The sequence below is a fragment of the Mesorhizobium sp. B3-1-8 genome, assembly GCF_006439495.1.
In the GTDB taxonomy this organism is placed as follows: Bacteria; Pseudomonadota; Alphaproteobacteria; order Rhizobiales; family Rhizobiaceae; genus Mesorhizobium.
This window is the reverse complement of sequence record NZ_VFTK01000001.1, coordinates 135,468-151,020: the sequence shown is the minus strand read 5'-3', so window position 1 is coordinate 151,020 and position 15,553 is coordinate 135,468. Positions and strand designations below refer to the sequence as shown.

General features: G+C 65.7%; 14 protein-coding genes. 4 read left to right on the top strand and 10 right to left on the bottom strand.

Going from position 1 to position 15,553, the window contains the following annotated elements; translation table 11 throughout:
* From dhaM to FJ424_RS00675, 10 genes are all read right to left on the bottom strand, one after another.
* Window positions 1–390 carry a dihydroxyacetone kinase phosphoryl donor subunit DhaM gene (gene dhaM / locus FJ424_RS00720; RefSeq protein ID WP_140650393.1) on the bottom strand — a complete coding sequence of 130 codons (390 nt, stop codon included), beginning with the start codon at window positions 388–390 and terminating at the stop codon, window positions 1–3.
* Entirely contained in the window at window positions 390–989 is a 600-nt protein-coding gene (dhaL, locus tag FJ424_RS00715; protein WP_140650390.1) for a dihydroxyacetone kinase subunit DhaL, read from the bottom strand. Before dhaL ends, dhaM begins: the two co-directional genes overlap by 1 nt.
* An 11-nt stretch (window positions 990–1,000) precedes the next feature.
* The gene (locus FJ424_RS00710; protein ID WP_140650387.1) at window positions 1,001–2,641 is read right to left on the bottom strand and encodes a dihydroxyacetone kinase subunit DhaK; all 1,641 of its coding nucleotides are present in this window, start codon (window positions 2,639–2,641) and stop codon (window positions 1,001–1,003) included.
* Window positions 2,642–2,718: 77 nt separating this feature from the next.
* Entirely contained in the window at window positions 2,719–3,732 is a 1,014-nt protein-coding gene (locus tag FJ424_RS00705) for an ABC transporter ATP-binding protein (RefSeq protein WP_140650384.1), read from the bottom strand.
* Window positions 3,725–4,831, bottom strand: coding sequence for an ABC transporter ATP-binding protein (locus FJ424_RS00700; protein WP_140650381.1), 1,107 nt, complete (start codon window positions 4,829–4,831; stop codon window positions 3,725–3,727). Before FJ424_RS00700 ends, FJ424_RS00705 begins: the two co-directional genes overlap by 8 nt.
* A 2-nt stretch (window positions 4,832–4,833) precedes the next feature.
* Window positions 4,834–5,037: a hypothetical protein gene (locus tag FJ424_RS00695; RefSeq protein ID WP_140650379.1), complete on the bottom strand. Its 204-nt coding sequence runs from the start codon at window positions 5,035–5,037 to the stop codon at window positions 4,834–4,836.
* A gap of 214 nt (window positions 5,038–5,251) precedes the next feature.
* Window positions 5,252–6,202 (bottom strand): carbohydrate ABC transporter permease, encoded by a 951-nt coding sequence (locus FJ424_RS00690; RefSeq protein WP_041001244.1) that lies wholly within the window; start codon window positions 6,200–6,202, stop codon window positions 5,252–5,254.
* A complete protein-coding gene (locus FJ424_RS00685; protein ID WP_041008375.1) occupies window positions 6,199–7,146 on the bottom strand; it encodes a sugar ABC transporter permease in 948 nt (315 codons plus the stop codon). The genes FJ424_RS00690 and FJ424_RS00685 overlap by 4 nt, the downstream gene beginning before the upstream one ends.
* A 108-nt stretch (window positions 7,147–7,254) precedes the next feature.
* On the bottom strand, window positions 7,255–8,586 hold the full coding sequence (locus tag FJ424_RS00680; RefSeq protein WP_140650376.1) for an ABC transporter substrate-binding protein: 1,332 nt from the start codon (window positions 8,584–8,586) through the stop codon (window positions 7,255–7,257).
* A gap of 253 nt (window positions 8,587–8,839) precedes the next feature.
* The gene (locus FJ424_RS00675; RefSeq protein ID WP_140650373.1) at window positions 8,840–9,538 is read right to left on the bottom strand and encodes a PIG-L deacetylase family protein; all 699 of its coding nucleotides are present in this window, start codon (window positions 9,536–9,538) and stop codon (window positions 8,840–8,842) included.
* A gap of 21 nt (window positions 9,539–9,559) precedes the next feature.
* Here FJ424_RS00675 and FJ424_RS00670 point away from each other — a divergent pair, with 21 nt between their 5' ends.
* The 4 genes from FJ424_RS00670 to FJ424_RS00655 all read left to right on the top strand — a co-directional run bounded on the left by FJ424_RS00670 (window position 9,560) and on the right by FJ424_RS00655 (window position 15,531).
* A complete protein-coding gene (locus FJ424_RS00670) occupies window positions 9,560–10,450 on the top strand; it encodes a DMT family transporter (RefSeq protein ID WP_140650370.1) in 891 nt (296 codons plus the stop codon).
* 56 nt (window positions 10,451–10,506) lie between these two features.
* Complete coding sequence (gene hrpB / locus FJ424_RS00665) at window positions 10,507–12,969, top strand: ATP-dependent helicase HrpB (protein ID WP_140650367.1); 2,463 nt, start codon at window positions 10,507–10,509, stop codon at window positions 12,967–12,969.
* A 380-nt stretch (window positions 12,970–13,349) separates the two neighbouring features.
* Window positions 13,350–14,675, top strand: coding sequence for an ActS/PrrB/RegB family redox-sensitive histidine kinase (locus FJ424_RS00660; RefSeq protein WP_140650364.1), 1,326 nt, complete (start codon window positions 13,350–13,352; stop codon window positions 14,673–14,675).
* Between the two features lie 292 nt (window positions 14,676–14,967).
* The gene (locus FJ424_RS00655; RefSeq protein WP_140647361.1) at window positions 14,968–15,531 is read left to right on the top strand and encodes an ActR/PrrA/RegA family redox response regulator transcription factor; all 564 of its coding nucleotides are present in this window, start codon (window positions 14,968–14,970) and stop codon (window positions 15,529–15,531) included.
* Window positions 15,532–15,553: the final 22 nt, after the last annotated feature.

Genomic DNA, 15,553 nt, shown 5'->3' with positions numbered 1-15,553 from the left:
TCACGACGGCGACAATTCATGCGCCGTCGCCACTACTTCCTTGAGCGAGGCGCCGCCGGAGGATTCGGTTGCCGCCATCACCGCGCCCTCGACGATCGGCGCGTTGCAGACGACTATTCTGTGGGAGCGCGGCTCGCCGATCATCTCGACCGCCATCTCCGAGTTGGTCTCGGCGCCACCGAGATCGACCAGTATGGCGACACCCGCTTCCGACCAAGCCTTGTCGATGGCGTCCATGATCGCCTCGACGCTGGTGCCGAGGCCGCCATGGCCGTTTCCGCCGCACCATGCAAGCGGCACTTCGTCGCCCACCATCTGGCGCACCATATCGGCCGTGCCCTCGGCGACCAGGGGGGAATGCGACACGATGACGATCCCGACATTGCTCATCAAATACCCTCTATCGCTTCCGCGACTGCGCGCACCAGCAGCGCGGTCGAGCGCGCTCCGGCGTCCATATGCCCGATCGAGCGCTCTCCCAGGAAGGAGGCGCGTCCGCGCAGGGCCTTCATCGGCACCGTGGCTTCCGCCGCCTTGTCGGCCGCATCGACGATTTCGGTGGCCGTCTTGCCTTGCGTCAGCGCCTCATACACCGGCTGCAGCACGTCGAGCATGGTTTTTTGCCCCGGCTGAGATTTGCCGCGCGCCGCGACCGCCTCGATCGCCTTGCCCAGCGCCGCGGCCAGCCCGTCTCGATCGGGTGCTGCCGGCATGTCCTTGCCGAGCGCCATGAACAATGTGCCGAACAGCGGCCCGGAGGCCCCGCCGACGGTCATCACCAGCTTGGTGCCGACCGCCTTCAGCGCCTCGGGCAGCGGCTTGGCCGAAAAGGCGTCCGCCTCGGCGCGCACGGCCTCGAAGCCGCGCTTCATGTTCAGCCCGTGGTCGCCGTCGCCGATCGCCTGGTCGAGCGCGGTCAGTTCCTCGGCATGCGCCGCGATCGTATCGGCCGCCGCCGCGATCAGTCTGGAGAAATCGGCTGCGGCCATTTTTCTGCCCTTCATGCCGGGGCAAACAGCGCCGCCACGGCAGCGAAGACTTCGGCCACCGCGAAGGCGCCGGGATCCGCAACGTCGAGCTGTCTTCCGATATAGGCGGAACGGCCGGCCTTCGCCTTCCGCATCGCGGCGGTTGCCTCGGCGCCTTGCCGTGCCGCTTTTGCCGCCGCTTCCAGTCCGGTCGCGTCGAGAGCCCGCAGCGCCGGCTCCAGCGCATCGACCATGGTGCGGTCGCCGACCTTGGCGCCGCCATAGAAGGTCATCCGGTCGAGTCCGGCGAGCAAGGCTTTGCTGACCGACGCGCCGGCGCCGAGAGACTGCGACGCGGCGGTGAAGAAGATCGACAACAGCACGCCGCTGGAACCGCCCATCGACGTGCCCAGCGTATCGCCGATCGCGGCGGCGGTCGCGGCGCGATCGGCAAGCGGCAGCGTCTCGATGCGCTCGAGGATGCTGCGCGCCCCGGTCGCCACGGTCGAGCCGGTGTCGCCATCGCCTGCCTTGGCGTCGAGCGCGTTGAGCGGCTCTTCCAGCGAGATCAGCCTTTGGCAGACGGCTCTGATCAGCCGCTCTCCGGCCGCATCGTGGCTAGCTGGCTTTGTGGCTGTGCCGATAGCAGGTCTTGCCATCGCCACGATGACCGGCGCGCGAACCGGCTTCGCCGGCAGCCAGGCATGCGGGCCGACGGGCGCCAGCAGCGCCGCCTCGCGCTCGGCGTCCAGCTTGATCAGCGACAGCGAGAAGCCGTTCATGTTGAGCGCCGTCATCAGATGGCCGGGGCCGATCGTCAGCGCCACGGCCTTGGCGAGCGGCGAGGCGAGCACCGCATTGGCGATCAAGGACATTTCGAGCGGCGGCACCGAGCCGAGATTGTTGATCAGCAAGGCATAGCGGCTGCCGGTGTCGAGCCGCGCGGCGAGGCGCTCCGCCATGATGGCGACGAATGCACCGGCGCTCTGCAGGGCGATGCGCTCGACGCCCGGCTCGCCATGGATGCCGAGGCCGAGCTCGCCGTCTTCGGCGCCGAAGCGCTCCTCATGCGCCTGTCCGGGGATCGAGCATGAGGACAGCGAGATGCCGAGCGAAAAAATGTCCTTCGCCGCCGCGCGCGCCGCGGCCGCGACCGACGCCAGGTCACCGCCGCTTTCGGAAAGATGCCCGGCGATCTTGTGCACGAACAGCGTGCCGGCGACCCCGCGCGGCTGCGCGATCTCGGGCAGCGCGATATCGTCGCCGACGATCGCCATCTCGACCGCCAGACCCTCGGCGCGCGCCTTCTCCGCGGCCAGCCCGAAATTGAGCCGGTCGCCGGTGTAGTTCTTGACGACCAGCAGGCAGCCGGCGGGGCCGGTCGTGGCGCGGATCGCCGCCAGCACCGCCTCGACGCTCGGCGAAGCGAAGATCTCGCCGGAGACGGCCGCCGTCAGCATGCCGGCGCCGACGAAGCCGGCATGCGAGGGTTCATGCCCGGCGCCACCACCGGAAACGATCGCCACCTTCGTCTTGTCCCAGTCGGCGCGCAGCACGACCTTGATCTCGGGATAGCCGTCGAGGCGGGCGAGCGCGCCCGATCCCACCGTGGCGAGGAAGCCGTCGAGCGCTTCGGTGACGATCGTGTCCTTGCGGTTGAAAAAGTGCTTCATGGATTTCGTCCAGTCCGTATCTGCGGTCGTCGATAGGTGTGCCAATAAGGCGCGAGGCGGCTACATCAGTCCCCCCGCTACATCAATCTTTGCCCGTCCGAGCCGAAATAGAGCGGCGCCATGTAGCGGATCGTCACCTTGTCCCCCTTTGCGAGCGGCGTGTCGGGATCGGTCAGCGTTACCAGCTTCTTCGCTCCCACGGTCACATGCAGATGGTTCTGGTCGCCGAGATGCTCGACCCAGTCGACCACGCCGTCGGCATGGCCGTTCATCGCCTTTTCGATCGCGAGATGCTCGGTGCGGGCGCCGATTGTCGCCGTTCCGGTCGGCGCGCCGCCATCGGGCAGCAGTCCGGCCGGCAGGAGGTTGATCGCCGGCTGGCCGAGGCGCGCCGCGACATGAAGGTTCGCCGGCTCCGAATAGATCGCGCGCGGCGTGCCGATCTGCACCAGCATGCCGTCGGCGAGGATGCCGATGCGGTCGGCCATGGTCATCGCCTCGATCTGGTCGTGCGTGACATAGAGCATGGTGGCGCCGAGCTCGGACTGGATGCGCTTCAACTCGAGTCTGAGATCGGCGCGCAGCTTGGCGTCAAGCGAGGACAGCGGCTCGTCCATCAGGTAGATCGCCGGCTTGCGCACCAGGGCGCGGCCGATGGCGACGCGTTGCATCTCGCCGCCCGACAGTTTCGTCGAGCGGTTGTCGAGCTTGTGGTCGATGCGCACCATGCGCGCGACTTCCTCGACGCGCCGCCGCACCGCCTCTTCCGGAAACCGCCGCGCCGGAGAGCGCAGCGGGAAGGCGAGGTTGTCGAACACCGAAAGATGCGGATAGAGCGAATATTGCTGGAAGACGAAAGCGGTGTCGCGCTCGGCCGGCGACAGCGCGGTCGCGTCATGGCCGCCGATGTGGACCGTGCCGCTGTCCGGCCGCTCCAGCCCGGCGACCAGCCTCAGCGTCGTCGTCTTGCCGGCGCCGGTCGGACCGAGCAGCACGACGAACTCGCCGTCCTTGATGGCAAGGTCGAGATCGTTGATCGCGACGGTGTCGCCGAAGCTCTTGGTCACGCCCTTGATATGGACATCAGCCATGGCGCGCCTCCACTGCTTGATCATGCATGGCGGTCCTGACCGCACGTCCGGAGCCCTTTTCGAACAGCGACAGCCGGGCGCTGCTCAAGGCCAGTCCGACTTGTTCGCCGGGGCTGAGATGGATGCCGGCCGGCACCCGCGCCTTGATGATGCCGTCGGCCGTCTCGACCGCGACGATCTGCGTGGTGCCGAGATATTCGGTGCCGTAGATGGCGCCGCGCAGCTTCGAGGCATCGTCGAAGCGGATGTGCTCGGGCCGGATACCGAGCGCCATGTCGGCGGGTTCGATGTCCTCGCGGACTTCCGGCACCGTCACCTTGGCGCCCTGCACGACGATCTCCTTCGCGCCCCTGGCAAGCCCGCCGCCGAATTTCAGGAAATTCATCGGCGGCGAGCCGATGAAATCGGCGACGAACATCGTCGTCGGCCGGTCGTAGATCTCGCGCGGCGTGCCGAACTGCTCGATGACGCCGTGGTTCATCACCGCTATTTTGTCGGCCATGGACATGGCTTCCATCTGGTCGTGCGTGACATAGACGGTCGTGGCGTGGATGCGGTTGTGCAGCTCGCGCAGCTCATGCACCATCAGGTCGCGGAACTCGGTATCGAGCGTGCCGAGCGGCTCGTCCATCAGGAAGCATTTCGGCCGCCGCACGATGGCGCGGCCGAGCGCGACGCGCTGGCGGTCGCCGCCGGCGAGGCCGGAGACCGACTTGTCCAGCAGATGGTCGATACGCAGCAGCTTGGCGGTCTCCTCGACGCGGCTGCGGATCTCGGCCGACGCCATGCCCTGCGCCAGCAACGGAAAGCCGATATTCCGGCGCACGTTCATATGCGGGTAGAGCGCGAAGAGCTGGAAGACGAAGGCGATGTCGCGCTCGCGCGCCCGGCGCATACTGACGTCCTCGCCGCCGAGCAGGATCTTGCCGCCGGTCGGCAGCTCGAGGCCGGCGATCATGCGCAGCGTCGTCGTCTTGCCGCAGCCGGACGGCCCGAGCATGACGAAGAACTCGCCGTCCTCGACGACGAAATTGGAATCCTGCACGGCGACGAATGCGCCGAAGGCTTTCCTCAGGTTCTGAACACGGATCTCGGCCATCGTTATTCCGGGAATTTCGAGACGATGATGAACATGACCGTGCCGGCAAGCATGGTGACGAAGGAATAGGTGTAGAGCGACAGCGCGAAGGGCTGGAACAACATCAGGAAGCCGATCGCGATGACCGCGGTCGCGATGTTTTCCATCAGGCCGCGCCTTGCCCAGCGGGGCCAAGAGGAGCGCTTGGAGACAACGGTGCGGCTCATGCGTTCCTCCCTTCCTTCTCGTTCAAGGGGAGAGATGATTGCCAGGTGGTTCCCCCACTCCGTCGCTGCTTCGCAGCGCCACCTCTCCCCCCTCCGGAGGGAGAGGAAGGGAGCTTGGCTGAATGAAGTTCGCGCCCTTCCTCTACCCCGTCGATCGGGGGAGAGGTGTCGAGCGAAGCTCGACGGAGTGGGGGTCGACTTATTCCCACACTGCTCATTTGCGCACCGCGCCGAAGGTGATGCCGCGCAGGAGCTGCTTGCGGAGCAGGATGGTGAAGACGAGGATCGGCACCAGGAAGATGGTCGTGCCCGCCGCCACCGCCGGCCAGTCCTGGCCACCCTCGCCGATGATGGTCGGGATGAAGGGCGGCGCTGTCTGCGCCGTGCCGGAGGTCAAGAGCGCTGCGAATGCATATTCGTTCCAGGCAAAGATCAGGCAGAAGATGGCGGTCGCGGCGATGCCGGTGGTCGCCTGCGGCAGCACGGTGCGCCAGAAGGCTTGCAGCCGCGTATAGCCGTCGATCATCGCGGCCTCCTCGTATTCGCGCGGGATCTCGTCGATGAAGCCCTTGAGCAGCCAGACCGCCAAAGAGACGTTGACCGCGGTGTAGAGCAGGATCATGCCGAGCGCGGTGTCGGAGAGGCCGAGTTCGCGATACATCAAGTAGATAGGGATCGCCACCGCGATCGGAGGCATGAAGCGCGTCGACAGGATGAAGAACAGAAGGTCGTCGGCTAGAGGCACCTTGAAGCGTGAGAAGCCATAGGCCGAGAGCGTGCCGAGGAACACCGCGCAGAAGGTCGAGCCGAAGGCGATGATCAGCGAGTTGACGAAGCGCGGCAGGAAGTTCGACGGCCCGGCGATCACCATGTTGCGCTTGCGCACCGTCTCGTCGCAGAAGCCGGTCGCCGGCCCGAGCGAGTTGATGTATTCCGGCGTCTGCCGGGTGCGGGTCGTGAACAGGTTGCAATAGCCCTCGATGCTCGGCTGGAAGACGATCTTCGGCGGGTAGGCGATCGAATCCGGCGGCGTCTTGAAGCTGGTGGCGAAGATCCACAACAGCGGCACGATCGAGATCAGCGCATAGGCTATGATGATCGTGCCGGCGATCAGCTTCGCGTTCGACGAGGGTGCTACGACGGAATGGGCGGTGGTCAGGCTCATCTCTGCTTCACCTTGTTGAGCGCCTTGACGTAGATGTTGGCGAGGCCGAACACCGCGACGAACAGGATGATGGCGAAGGCCGAGGAATAACCGGTGCGCCAGCTCTCGAAGGCCTGCCGCTTCAGCGTGATCGAGGCGACTTCCGTGGTCGAGCCGGGTCCGCCGCCGGTCAGCAGGTTGACCATGTCGAACATCTTGAAGTTCTCGATGCCGCGGAACAGCACGGCCAGCATGATGAAGGGCAGCGCCATTGGCAGGGTGATCGACCAGAACTGGCGCCAGTTGGAGGCGCGGTCGACCTCGGCCGCTTCATAGATGTATTCGGGAATCGAGCGCAGGCCGGCGAGGCAGATCAGCATGACGTAAGGCGTCCACATCCAGGTGTCGACGATGATGATTGCCCATGGCGCCAGTTCGACATTGGACAGCATCTGGACATTAGTCGGCGGAATACCGGTGACGAAGGAGACGACATAGGAAAACAGCCCGATCTGCGGCTCGTAGAGGAAGCGCCAGAAATTGCCGACCACCGCTGGCGACAGCATCATCGGCACCAGGATGATGGTGGTCCAGAAGGCGTGGCCACGGAACTTGCGGTCGATCAGCCAGGCCAGCGTGAAGCCGATGACGGTCTGCAAGAGGATCGTCCAGAAGACAAAATGCGCCGTCGTCTGCATGGCGATCCAGATGTCCTGGTCGCCGAGGATGCGCTGGTAATTCGACAGCCCCAGATTCTTCACAACCTCGTTGGGCCGGTTGGCGCGGTAATTGGTGAAGGAGAGATAGATCGCCCAGAACAGCGGGAAGATGTTGATGGCCAACAGCAAAAGGATCGTCGGCGAGATGAACAGCCAGGCGAGGCCCTTGTCGCTGATGCCCCGGATCTTCTTGGCCAACGGCTCCGGCGTCGCCCGGGCAACGTTGTCCGCAGTCCGATTGAGCATGGTAAGTCCTGCTTCGGTCACGGGTAAGTCTCGGCTATGGAATTTATCTGAACTGCGTCCCGTGCCAAGGGCGGCACGGGACGCGTCGATGTTGCTCGGGAGGAGCGGTTACATCTTGCCGTCGTCCTGGAATACCTGCGTCCAGTCCTTGACCAGACCGTCGAGCGCGTCCTTGGCCGAGCCCTGGCCGGCCACGACATAGTCATGGAAGCGCTTCTGCGAGGCCTGCAGCAGCGGCGCGTAGCTGGGTTCGGCCCAGAAGTCCTTCACGATGGCCATCGAGTCAAGGAAGGCCTGCGCATAGGGCTGGCTGGACGGGAATTTCGGGTCCTTGACCACCGAGTTCAGGCAGGAATAGCCGCCGAGCGACCACCACTTGGCCTGCACGTCCTTGTTGGCGAACCACTTGATGTATTTCAGCGCCGATTCCTGCTTGTCGGAGTAGGAAACCACCGAGATACCCTGGCCGCCGAGCTGCGCGAACTGGTCGCCGTCGGGACCCTTCGGATTGACGAAATAGCCGATCTTGTCGCCGCCGACATTCTCGTCCTTCTGCAGGCCGGGCCAGGTGAAGGCGAAGTTCATATGCATCGCCACCTGGCCGGATTTGAAGGCGTCGACGCCTTCGCCCATGTAGCTGTTGGAGGCGCCGGGCGGCGTGCAGCAGTCATAGAGCGCTTTGTAGAATTCCAGCCCCTTCACCGATTTCTCGGAATTGACGAAGCCTTCCATCTCATAGGGCTTCTTCGGGTTCTCATACTGGAAGCCGTAGCTGTAGAGCACGTCCATGGCGCCCATGGTGATGCCTTCCGAGCCGCGCTCGGTGTAGATCGAGGCGCCATAGACGGTCTTGCCGTCGATCTGCCGCTTCTGGAAGAATTCGGCGATCTGCTTCAACTGGTCGAAGGTGGTCGGCGGGGCGAGGTCCCAGCCATACTTTTCCTTGAATTCCTTCTGCAGCTCGGGCTTGGAGAACCAGTCCTTGCGATAGGTCCAGCCGACGACGTCGCCCATGGCCGGCAGCGCCCAGTAGTTCGGCGTGTTCTTCGGCCATTCGGAATAGCCGACCACGGTTGCCGGCACGAAATCGTCCATGCTGATGTTCTCCTTGTCGAAGAAGTCATTCAGCTTGACGTAATGGCCGTTCTCGGCGGCGCCGCCGATCCACTGGCTGTCGCCAATGATCAGGTCGCAGAGCTTGCCATGCGAGTTGAGCTCGTTGAGGAAGCGGTCGGCGTAATTGGTCCACGGCACGAACTCGAACTTCATGCCGATGCCGGTTTCCTTGGTGAAGTCCTTGGACAGTTCCACGAGCGCGTTGGCCGGATCCCAGGCCGCCCAGCACAGCGTCAGGTCTTCCGCATGCGCGACGTTCGAGACGGCTGTCGACGCAAAGATCGCCGAGGCCAGTCCCAACGCCAGTTTCAAGGTCGATTTCATGCCTTACCTCCCATTTGCGAAACGCGTCCGGATGACGGTTTCAAGAGCCCCTCAACCCTCGCTCCTCCGAGGGCCTGAACACGGCGCGCTATGCGTCGCTATGGTGCGCGATGCGCCGCCGATGTTTAGTAATTTGTTTAGTGATGCCATTTTTACTAAACAACGCAAGCGAATTCGTTGCTGCGCCGCAGCATGGCGAAACGGGTGATTGAAATCGTTGGGAAATGGTCGCCGGACGTTGCACCCGCCGCGGTCAGCCGGCCCGGTCGGCGGGGCCAGGGCTTGCCGTTATCGGCCGGATCGGCGGCGCCGGCGGTAAGAGCGCGCGTATGTCGGCGAAGGGGAAGGTCGGCTCGAAGCGGAAGGCCTCGGCCCGTGCGCCGGCGGCGCCGTTGCACTGGCCGGCGCGAAACTCGTTCTGGAGGCGTGCCCTGTGCACATAGTGCTCCGGACCTTGCGACTGGTGCGCGCGGATCGCCTTCGCCTTGATCTCCCAGTGATGCGAGATCTCGACATAATGCGTCGGCGAAAAGCCGGTGCCGCCGAGAGTATCGGCATGCAGCACAGGGACGGCGAAGGATGCGGCTATGCGCACGCCATCGGACAGGGCGCGATGGTCGCCGTGGTAGTCGTAGGGCGCATGGGTGATCGCGAGGTCGGGTTTCACCTCGCCGATCAGCGCCTTCAGCACCGAAATCAACGCTGCATCGGCAATGAGCGCGCCGTCGGGAAAGTCGAGGAAACGCGGATCGACGCCGAGCAGCCCCGCCGCCTTGGCCGCTTCCTCGCGCCGCAGGCGGGCAAGCGCCTTCGGGTCGCCCTTGCCGCCCTTGGCACCGTCGGTGGCTATCGCAAAAGTCAGCTCTGCGCCTTGCGCCGCATAGGCGGCCAGCGTACCGAACATGAATATCTCGATGTCGTCGGGATGTGCCCCCAGCGCCAGTATCTTCACGTCTTCTCTCCCGGAAATGGTATGCCGAACGGAATCCTGCTCGCCCTGATCGCCTATGCAAGCTATTCGTTCAGCGACGGGGTCATCAAGAGCCTGGGCGGGCAGTTCACCGTCTTCGAGATCGGCTTCTTCTCGACCTTGTTTGCCGGCTGCTTTCTGTTCTTCACCAAGCCCAATGACGAACGCTGGCGCGATTTCTGGCGCACCAAAAGGCCGTGGGCGGTGCAGGCGCGCGCCTTGGCCGGCATCGCGTCGGGTGTGCTCAGCGTTTATTCCTTCACCACCATTCCGCTGGCGGAAGTCTACGCGCTGATCTTCCTGGCGCCATTGCTGGTCACCATCCTGTCGACGGTCATCCTGAAGGAAAAGGTCGGTCCCTGGCGGTGGCTGGCCGTGGTCGCCGGCTTCTTCGGCGTCATGCTGGTGGTGCGGCCGGGCTTTCGCGAATTGCATCTCGGCCATCTCGCCGCCTTCGCCAACGCCTTCCTCGCCGCCACCAGCGTCATCCTGATGCGCTCGCTCGCCAAGCAGGAAAAGCGCACGACGATTCTCGGCGCCCTGGTCGGCTATGGCCTTGTCTTCAACGGCGTCGGCGCGGCCGCGACGTCGTTCTCGCTCCCCAATCTCGGGCAATTGGTCTGGCTGATGCTGGCCGGTGTCTTCACCGCCGGCGGACAGCTGCTGCAGCTGCTTGCGGTCAAATACGCGCCCGCGAACCGCATCGCGCCGACGCATTACTCGCAGATCGTCTGGGCGGTCATCCTCGGCGCGCTGTTCTTCCAGGAATATCCCGACTGGCTGTCATTGGTCGGCCTGGCGGTGGTCGGCGCCTCCGGCCTTCTGACGATGGTGCGCGAAGAGGTGAGGCTCGGCACCGTGCGCTGGAACCCGTTTTCGCGCACCAGGCTTTGACCGCGCACCGGTCTGGCAAGTTGCATGGCGACTGCGACCGCTGATATGCGGGCCAGATGACGACGAAACCCCTGCCGGAGCTTCCGGTCACTGCCGTGCTGCCGGCGCTCGGCGAAGCGCTCTCGCAGCGCAGCAGCGCCGTGCTGGTGGCGCCGCCCGGCGCCGGCAAGACGACGCTGGTGCCGCTGGCGTTGCTCGACGCGCCCTGGCTGGGCAAGGGCCGGATCGTGCTGCTCGAACCGCGCCGGCTGGCCGCCCGCGCCGCTGCCCGCCGCATGGCCGAGCTGCTCGGCGAGGAACCCGGCGGCACAGTCGGCTATGCCATGCGCATGGAGAACCGCACGTCGGCGCGGACAAAAATCCTGGTCGTCACCGAAGGCGTGCTCTCCCGCATGATTCTCGACGACCCGGAACTGCCCGGCGTTTCGGCGGTGATCTTCGACGAATTCCATGAGCGCTCGCTCGACGGCGATTTCGGCCTGGCGCTGGCGCTCGACGTGCAGGGCGCGCTGCGGCCTGACCTGCGTCTGCTGGTCATGTCGGCGACGCTCGACGGCGCCCGCGTCTCGAGGCTTCTGGCGCAGGCACCGGTGATCGAAAGCGAGGGCCGCGCTTATCCGGTCGAGGTCCGCTACGACGAACGGCCGGCCGGCCTGGCGATCGAGGACGCGATGGCTAGGGCCGTGCGCGCGGCCCTGGCCGGCGAGCAGGGCAGCGTGCTCGCCTTCCTGCCCGGACAGCGCGAGATCGAGCGCACCGCCGAGCGGCTTCAGGGCAGCGTCTCCGCCGACACCGACATCGTTCCGCTCTACGGCCAGCTCGACAACCGGGCGCAGGATCAGGCGATCAGACCGGCGCCGGCCGGCCGCCGCAAGGTGGTGCTGGCGACCTCGATCGCCGAGACCTCGATCACCATCGACGGCGTGCGCGTCGTCATCGATTCCGGCCTGTCGCGCCTGCCGCGCTACGAGCCGGCGAGCGGCATGACCAGGCTTGAGACGGTGCGCGTCAGCAAGGCCTCGACCGACCAGCGCGCCGGCCGCGCCGGCCGCACTCAAGCCGGCGTGGCGGTTCGCCTGTGGCGGGCCGAGCAGACCGCGTCGCTCCCCGCCTTCACGCCGCCGGAAATCCTCGAGGCCGATCTGTCCGGACTGCTGCTTGACTGCGCCGCCTTCGGCGTCGCCGATCCGTCCAGCCTTTCGTTCCTCGATCCGCCGCCGGCCCCGGCGCTCAGCGAGGCGAGGGTGCTGCTGAAGGCGCTTCATGCCATCGACGATGCCGGCCGGCTGACGAAGGCGGGTGCTGCCATGCGCAAGCTGGCATTGCCGGTGCGGTTGGCGCATATGGTGGCCGAAGCGGTGAGAGGCGGTCATGCGCAGGAAGCGGCGACACTTGCCGTATTGCTGACCGAGCGCGGATTGGGCGGCGACAGCGCCGATCTCGAACGCCGCCTGATCCGCTTTCGTGGCGAGAAATCGCCGCGCGCCAACGCCGCCAGGCAGCTCGCCGAGCGTTTGGCCAGACAGGCCGGCGGCGGGCAGGGTGGCGAGGCGGGCTCCGCCGGCTCGCTCCTGATCCATGCCTGGCCGGATCGGGTGGCGAGGGCGCGCGGCGAGCGCGGCCGCTTCGTGCTCGCCAACGGCTCGGGCGCCATGGTCGAAGCCGCCGATCCGCTCGCCAATGAGACCTGGCTGGTGGTCGCCGACCTGCAGGGCAAGGCGCAGAACGCCCGCATCACCGCCGCCGCGCCGGTCGTCGAAGCCGATATCCGCGCCGCTCTTGCCGATCGCATCGAGACGAAGCGCGAGACGACCTTCGACCGCGAGCGCCGCGCCGTGCGTGTGCGCGAGACCGCGCGGCTCGGCGCCATCACCTTGTCCGAGCGTATGCTGCCGGCGCCGTCGGGCGCCGCTGCCGATCAGGCTATCCTCGACGCTTTACGGGAGCACGGTCTGGCTCTGCTCGATTGGGGCAAGGATGCCGAGACGTTGCGGCAGCGGCTCGGCTGGCTGCATCGCGGCCTTGGAGCGCCCTGGCCCGACATTTCGGATGAAGCGCTGGTCGAGGGCCTCGACGATTGGCTCCTGCCGTTTCTGTCCGGCGATGCCTCTTTCGCAGCCATCAAGCCGGCGACTTTGTCGTCGGCACTCATGGCCTTGGTCCCGCACGACCTGCAGCGCAAGGTCGACGCGCTGGCGCCGACCCATTTCGACGCGCCGTCGGGTAGTCACGTGCCGATCCGCTACGACGGCGAATGGCCGGTGCTTGCGGTCCGCGTGCAGGAGCTGTTCGGCCTCGACCGTCATCCGGCGATCGCGGGCGGCACCGTGCCGCTGACGCTGGAGCTTCTCTCGCCGGCGCACCGCCCCATCCAGACGACGCGCGACCTCCCCGGCTTCTGGCGCGGTTCCTGGGCGGATGTGCGCGCCGACATGCGCGGCCGCTACCCCAAGCATGTCTGGCCGGAAAATCCGCTGCTGGCCGCCGCCACCAGCCGTGCCAAGCCCCGCGGAACGTAGGCTTGCCCAGAAGTTTTGGCGAGCCTCGCGTTAACGGACGGCATATGTTGGCGATTGGCGCAAACGCCCATCACTTCGTCATCCACGGGCGGAGCAAGGAGCGAAGCGACGCGCGCAGACCCGAGGATCCATGCCGCGATGTTGGAGCGTTGCGACGGTTCAGATTTCCGCTCCGCTGCGCTCTACGATCGAGGTAACGGAATGGATCCTCGGGTCTGCGCTCCGCTTCGCGTCGCTCCGCCCGTGGATGACGAAGTCGCGACGGCCCCGGCCAACCACCAAGCGCTCATGATGGTGAACCGAAACACGGCTGCCAATCGCTCAAGTCGCCTTTACAGCGCTACTAGCGCTTACCCTCCCGCGGTTATAATCGTAAGTCGATGATCAACATCCTGCGCGCGCCCGATTCCCAGCAAAGCCAGCGGCTGCGGCTCAACACGCTGATCCGCCTGCGCTGGCTGGCCATCGTCGGCCAGAGCCTGACCGTGCTGGTTGTCGCCTATGGCTTGAAATTCCCGCTGCCGGTGTCGATGTGCTTCGCGCTGATCGCCTGCTCGGCCTGGATGAATCTGTGGCTGACCTTCCGCTATCCGGCGGCGCACCGCCTGACCCCGCTTTCGGCCTTCGCGATTCTCACCTTCGACGGCATCCAGCTCACCGGCCTTCTCTACATGACCGGCGGCCTGACCAACCCGTTTTGCGTGCTGCTTTCGGTCCCGGTCGTCATCTCGGCCGCTTCGCTGCCGCTGCCCATGACCGCGGTGCTGGGCGCGCTGGTCATGATAGCCGCCACGTTGCTGGTGTTCTTCCACCTGCCACTGCCCTGGTATGAGGACGCGCCGCTGCCGATGCCGTTCATCTATGTCGCCGGCATGTGGATGGCGGTGTTCGCCTCGATCGCCTTCACCGCCATCTATGCCTTCCGCGTCGCGGCGGAGGCGCGCCTCCTCGCCAACGCCCTGGCCGCCACCGAACTGGTGCTGCAGCGCGAGCAGCATCTGTCGGCGCTGGACGGGCTGGCGGCGGCGGCCGCGCATGAGCTCGGCACGCCCTTGGCGACCATCACCGTCGTCGCCAAGGAGATGGAGAAGGCGCTCGGCAAGGACCCGAAATACGGCGAGGACGTGAAGCTCCTGCGCTCGCAAAGCGAGCGTTGCCGCGAGATCCTGAAGCGGCTGACCAGCCTTTCGTCGGAAGGCGAAGCGCATCTGTCGCGCATGCCGCTCACCTCGCTGGTCGAGGAGGTGACGGCGCCGCATCGCGATTTCGGCATCTCGATCCAGCTGCGGCCCGGCGAGTGTATCGGCCCTGAGCCCGTCGGCCAGCGCAGCCCCGGCGTCATCTACGGGCTCGGCAACCTGGTCGAGAATGCCGTCGATTTCGCCCGCAAGTCGGTCACTGTCAGCTGGAGTTGGGACAATGACAAGGTCATCTTCTCGATCATCGATGACGGGCCGGGCTTTCCGGCCGAGATCATCGACCGCATCGGCGAGCCCTATATGTCAACGCGCCAGGGCACGGAGGCCGGCGGCGGCCTGGGGCTAGGACTGTTCATCGCCAAGACCTTGCTGGAACGATCGGGCGCCACCATCGATTTCCGCAATTCGAGCGGGCTTGGCGAAGGCGCGGTGGTGCAGATCGCATGGCCGCGCGGCGTCTTCCTCAACCAGGACCAGGCGTCGGCCACCATGTTCGACAATGCCTAAAGCAATTCCAGGAAAAGTGCCCAGCGGTTGGGCTCGGCGACTTCGCCGTAGTTTTCCGTCCGGAATTGCGAAACGGTGAAAAGCCCTGCAATTACTGCATGGCAGCTCTGTTGCCGGCTGTAAAAAATTGGACATTGCCCTTGCGGGACTGTATCTGCGTAAAAGTGAGGCATGCCGCCCAAAACCGTGCAGCTTTCTTGGCAAACGGCGTGCCCGGAAACAAGGACTTAAGGCGCATTCGCTAGAATTCGTTCCGGGGCGAGGTGGTTCAAGTCAGTAGGATGCCGATAAGATGAGCGGAGACGAAACGACTGTTGCAATGGTGGAGGGCGAGGACACCTCGCTGCTCATCGTCGAGGACGACAAGCCGTTCCTCACTCGGCTCGCCCGGGCGATGGAGACCCGGGGCTTCGTGGTCGAGACGGCGGAGAGCGTGGAGGAGGCGGTCGCCAAGGCGCGCGCCCATCCGCCGGCCTATGCGGTGGTCGACATGCGGCTCGGCGACGGCAATGGCCTCGATGTCGTTGCCGCCATTCGCGAGAGACGCGACGACGCCCGCGCGATCATCCTGACCGGCTACGGCAACATCGCCACCGCGGTGACAGCGGTGAAGCTCGGCGCCATCGACTACCTCTCCAAGCCCGCCGATGCCGACGACGTCTTCGCCGCGCTTACCCGTACTTCAGGCGAGCGCGCGGCGCCGCCGGAAAACCCGATGTCGGCCGACCGCGTGCGCTGGGAGCACATCCAGCGCGTCTACGAAATGTGCGACCGCAACGTGTCCGAGACGGCGCGCCGGCTGAACATGCATCGGCGCACCCTGCAGCGGATCCTCGCGAAGCGGGCGCCGCGCTAGGCAAGCGTCGTCATCCACGGGC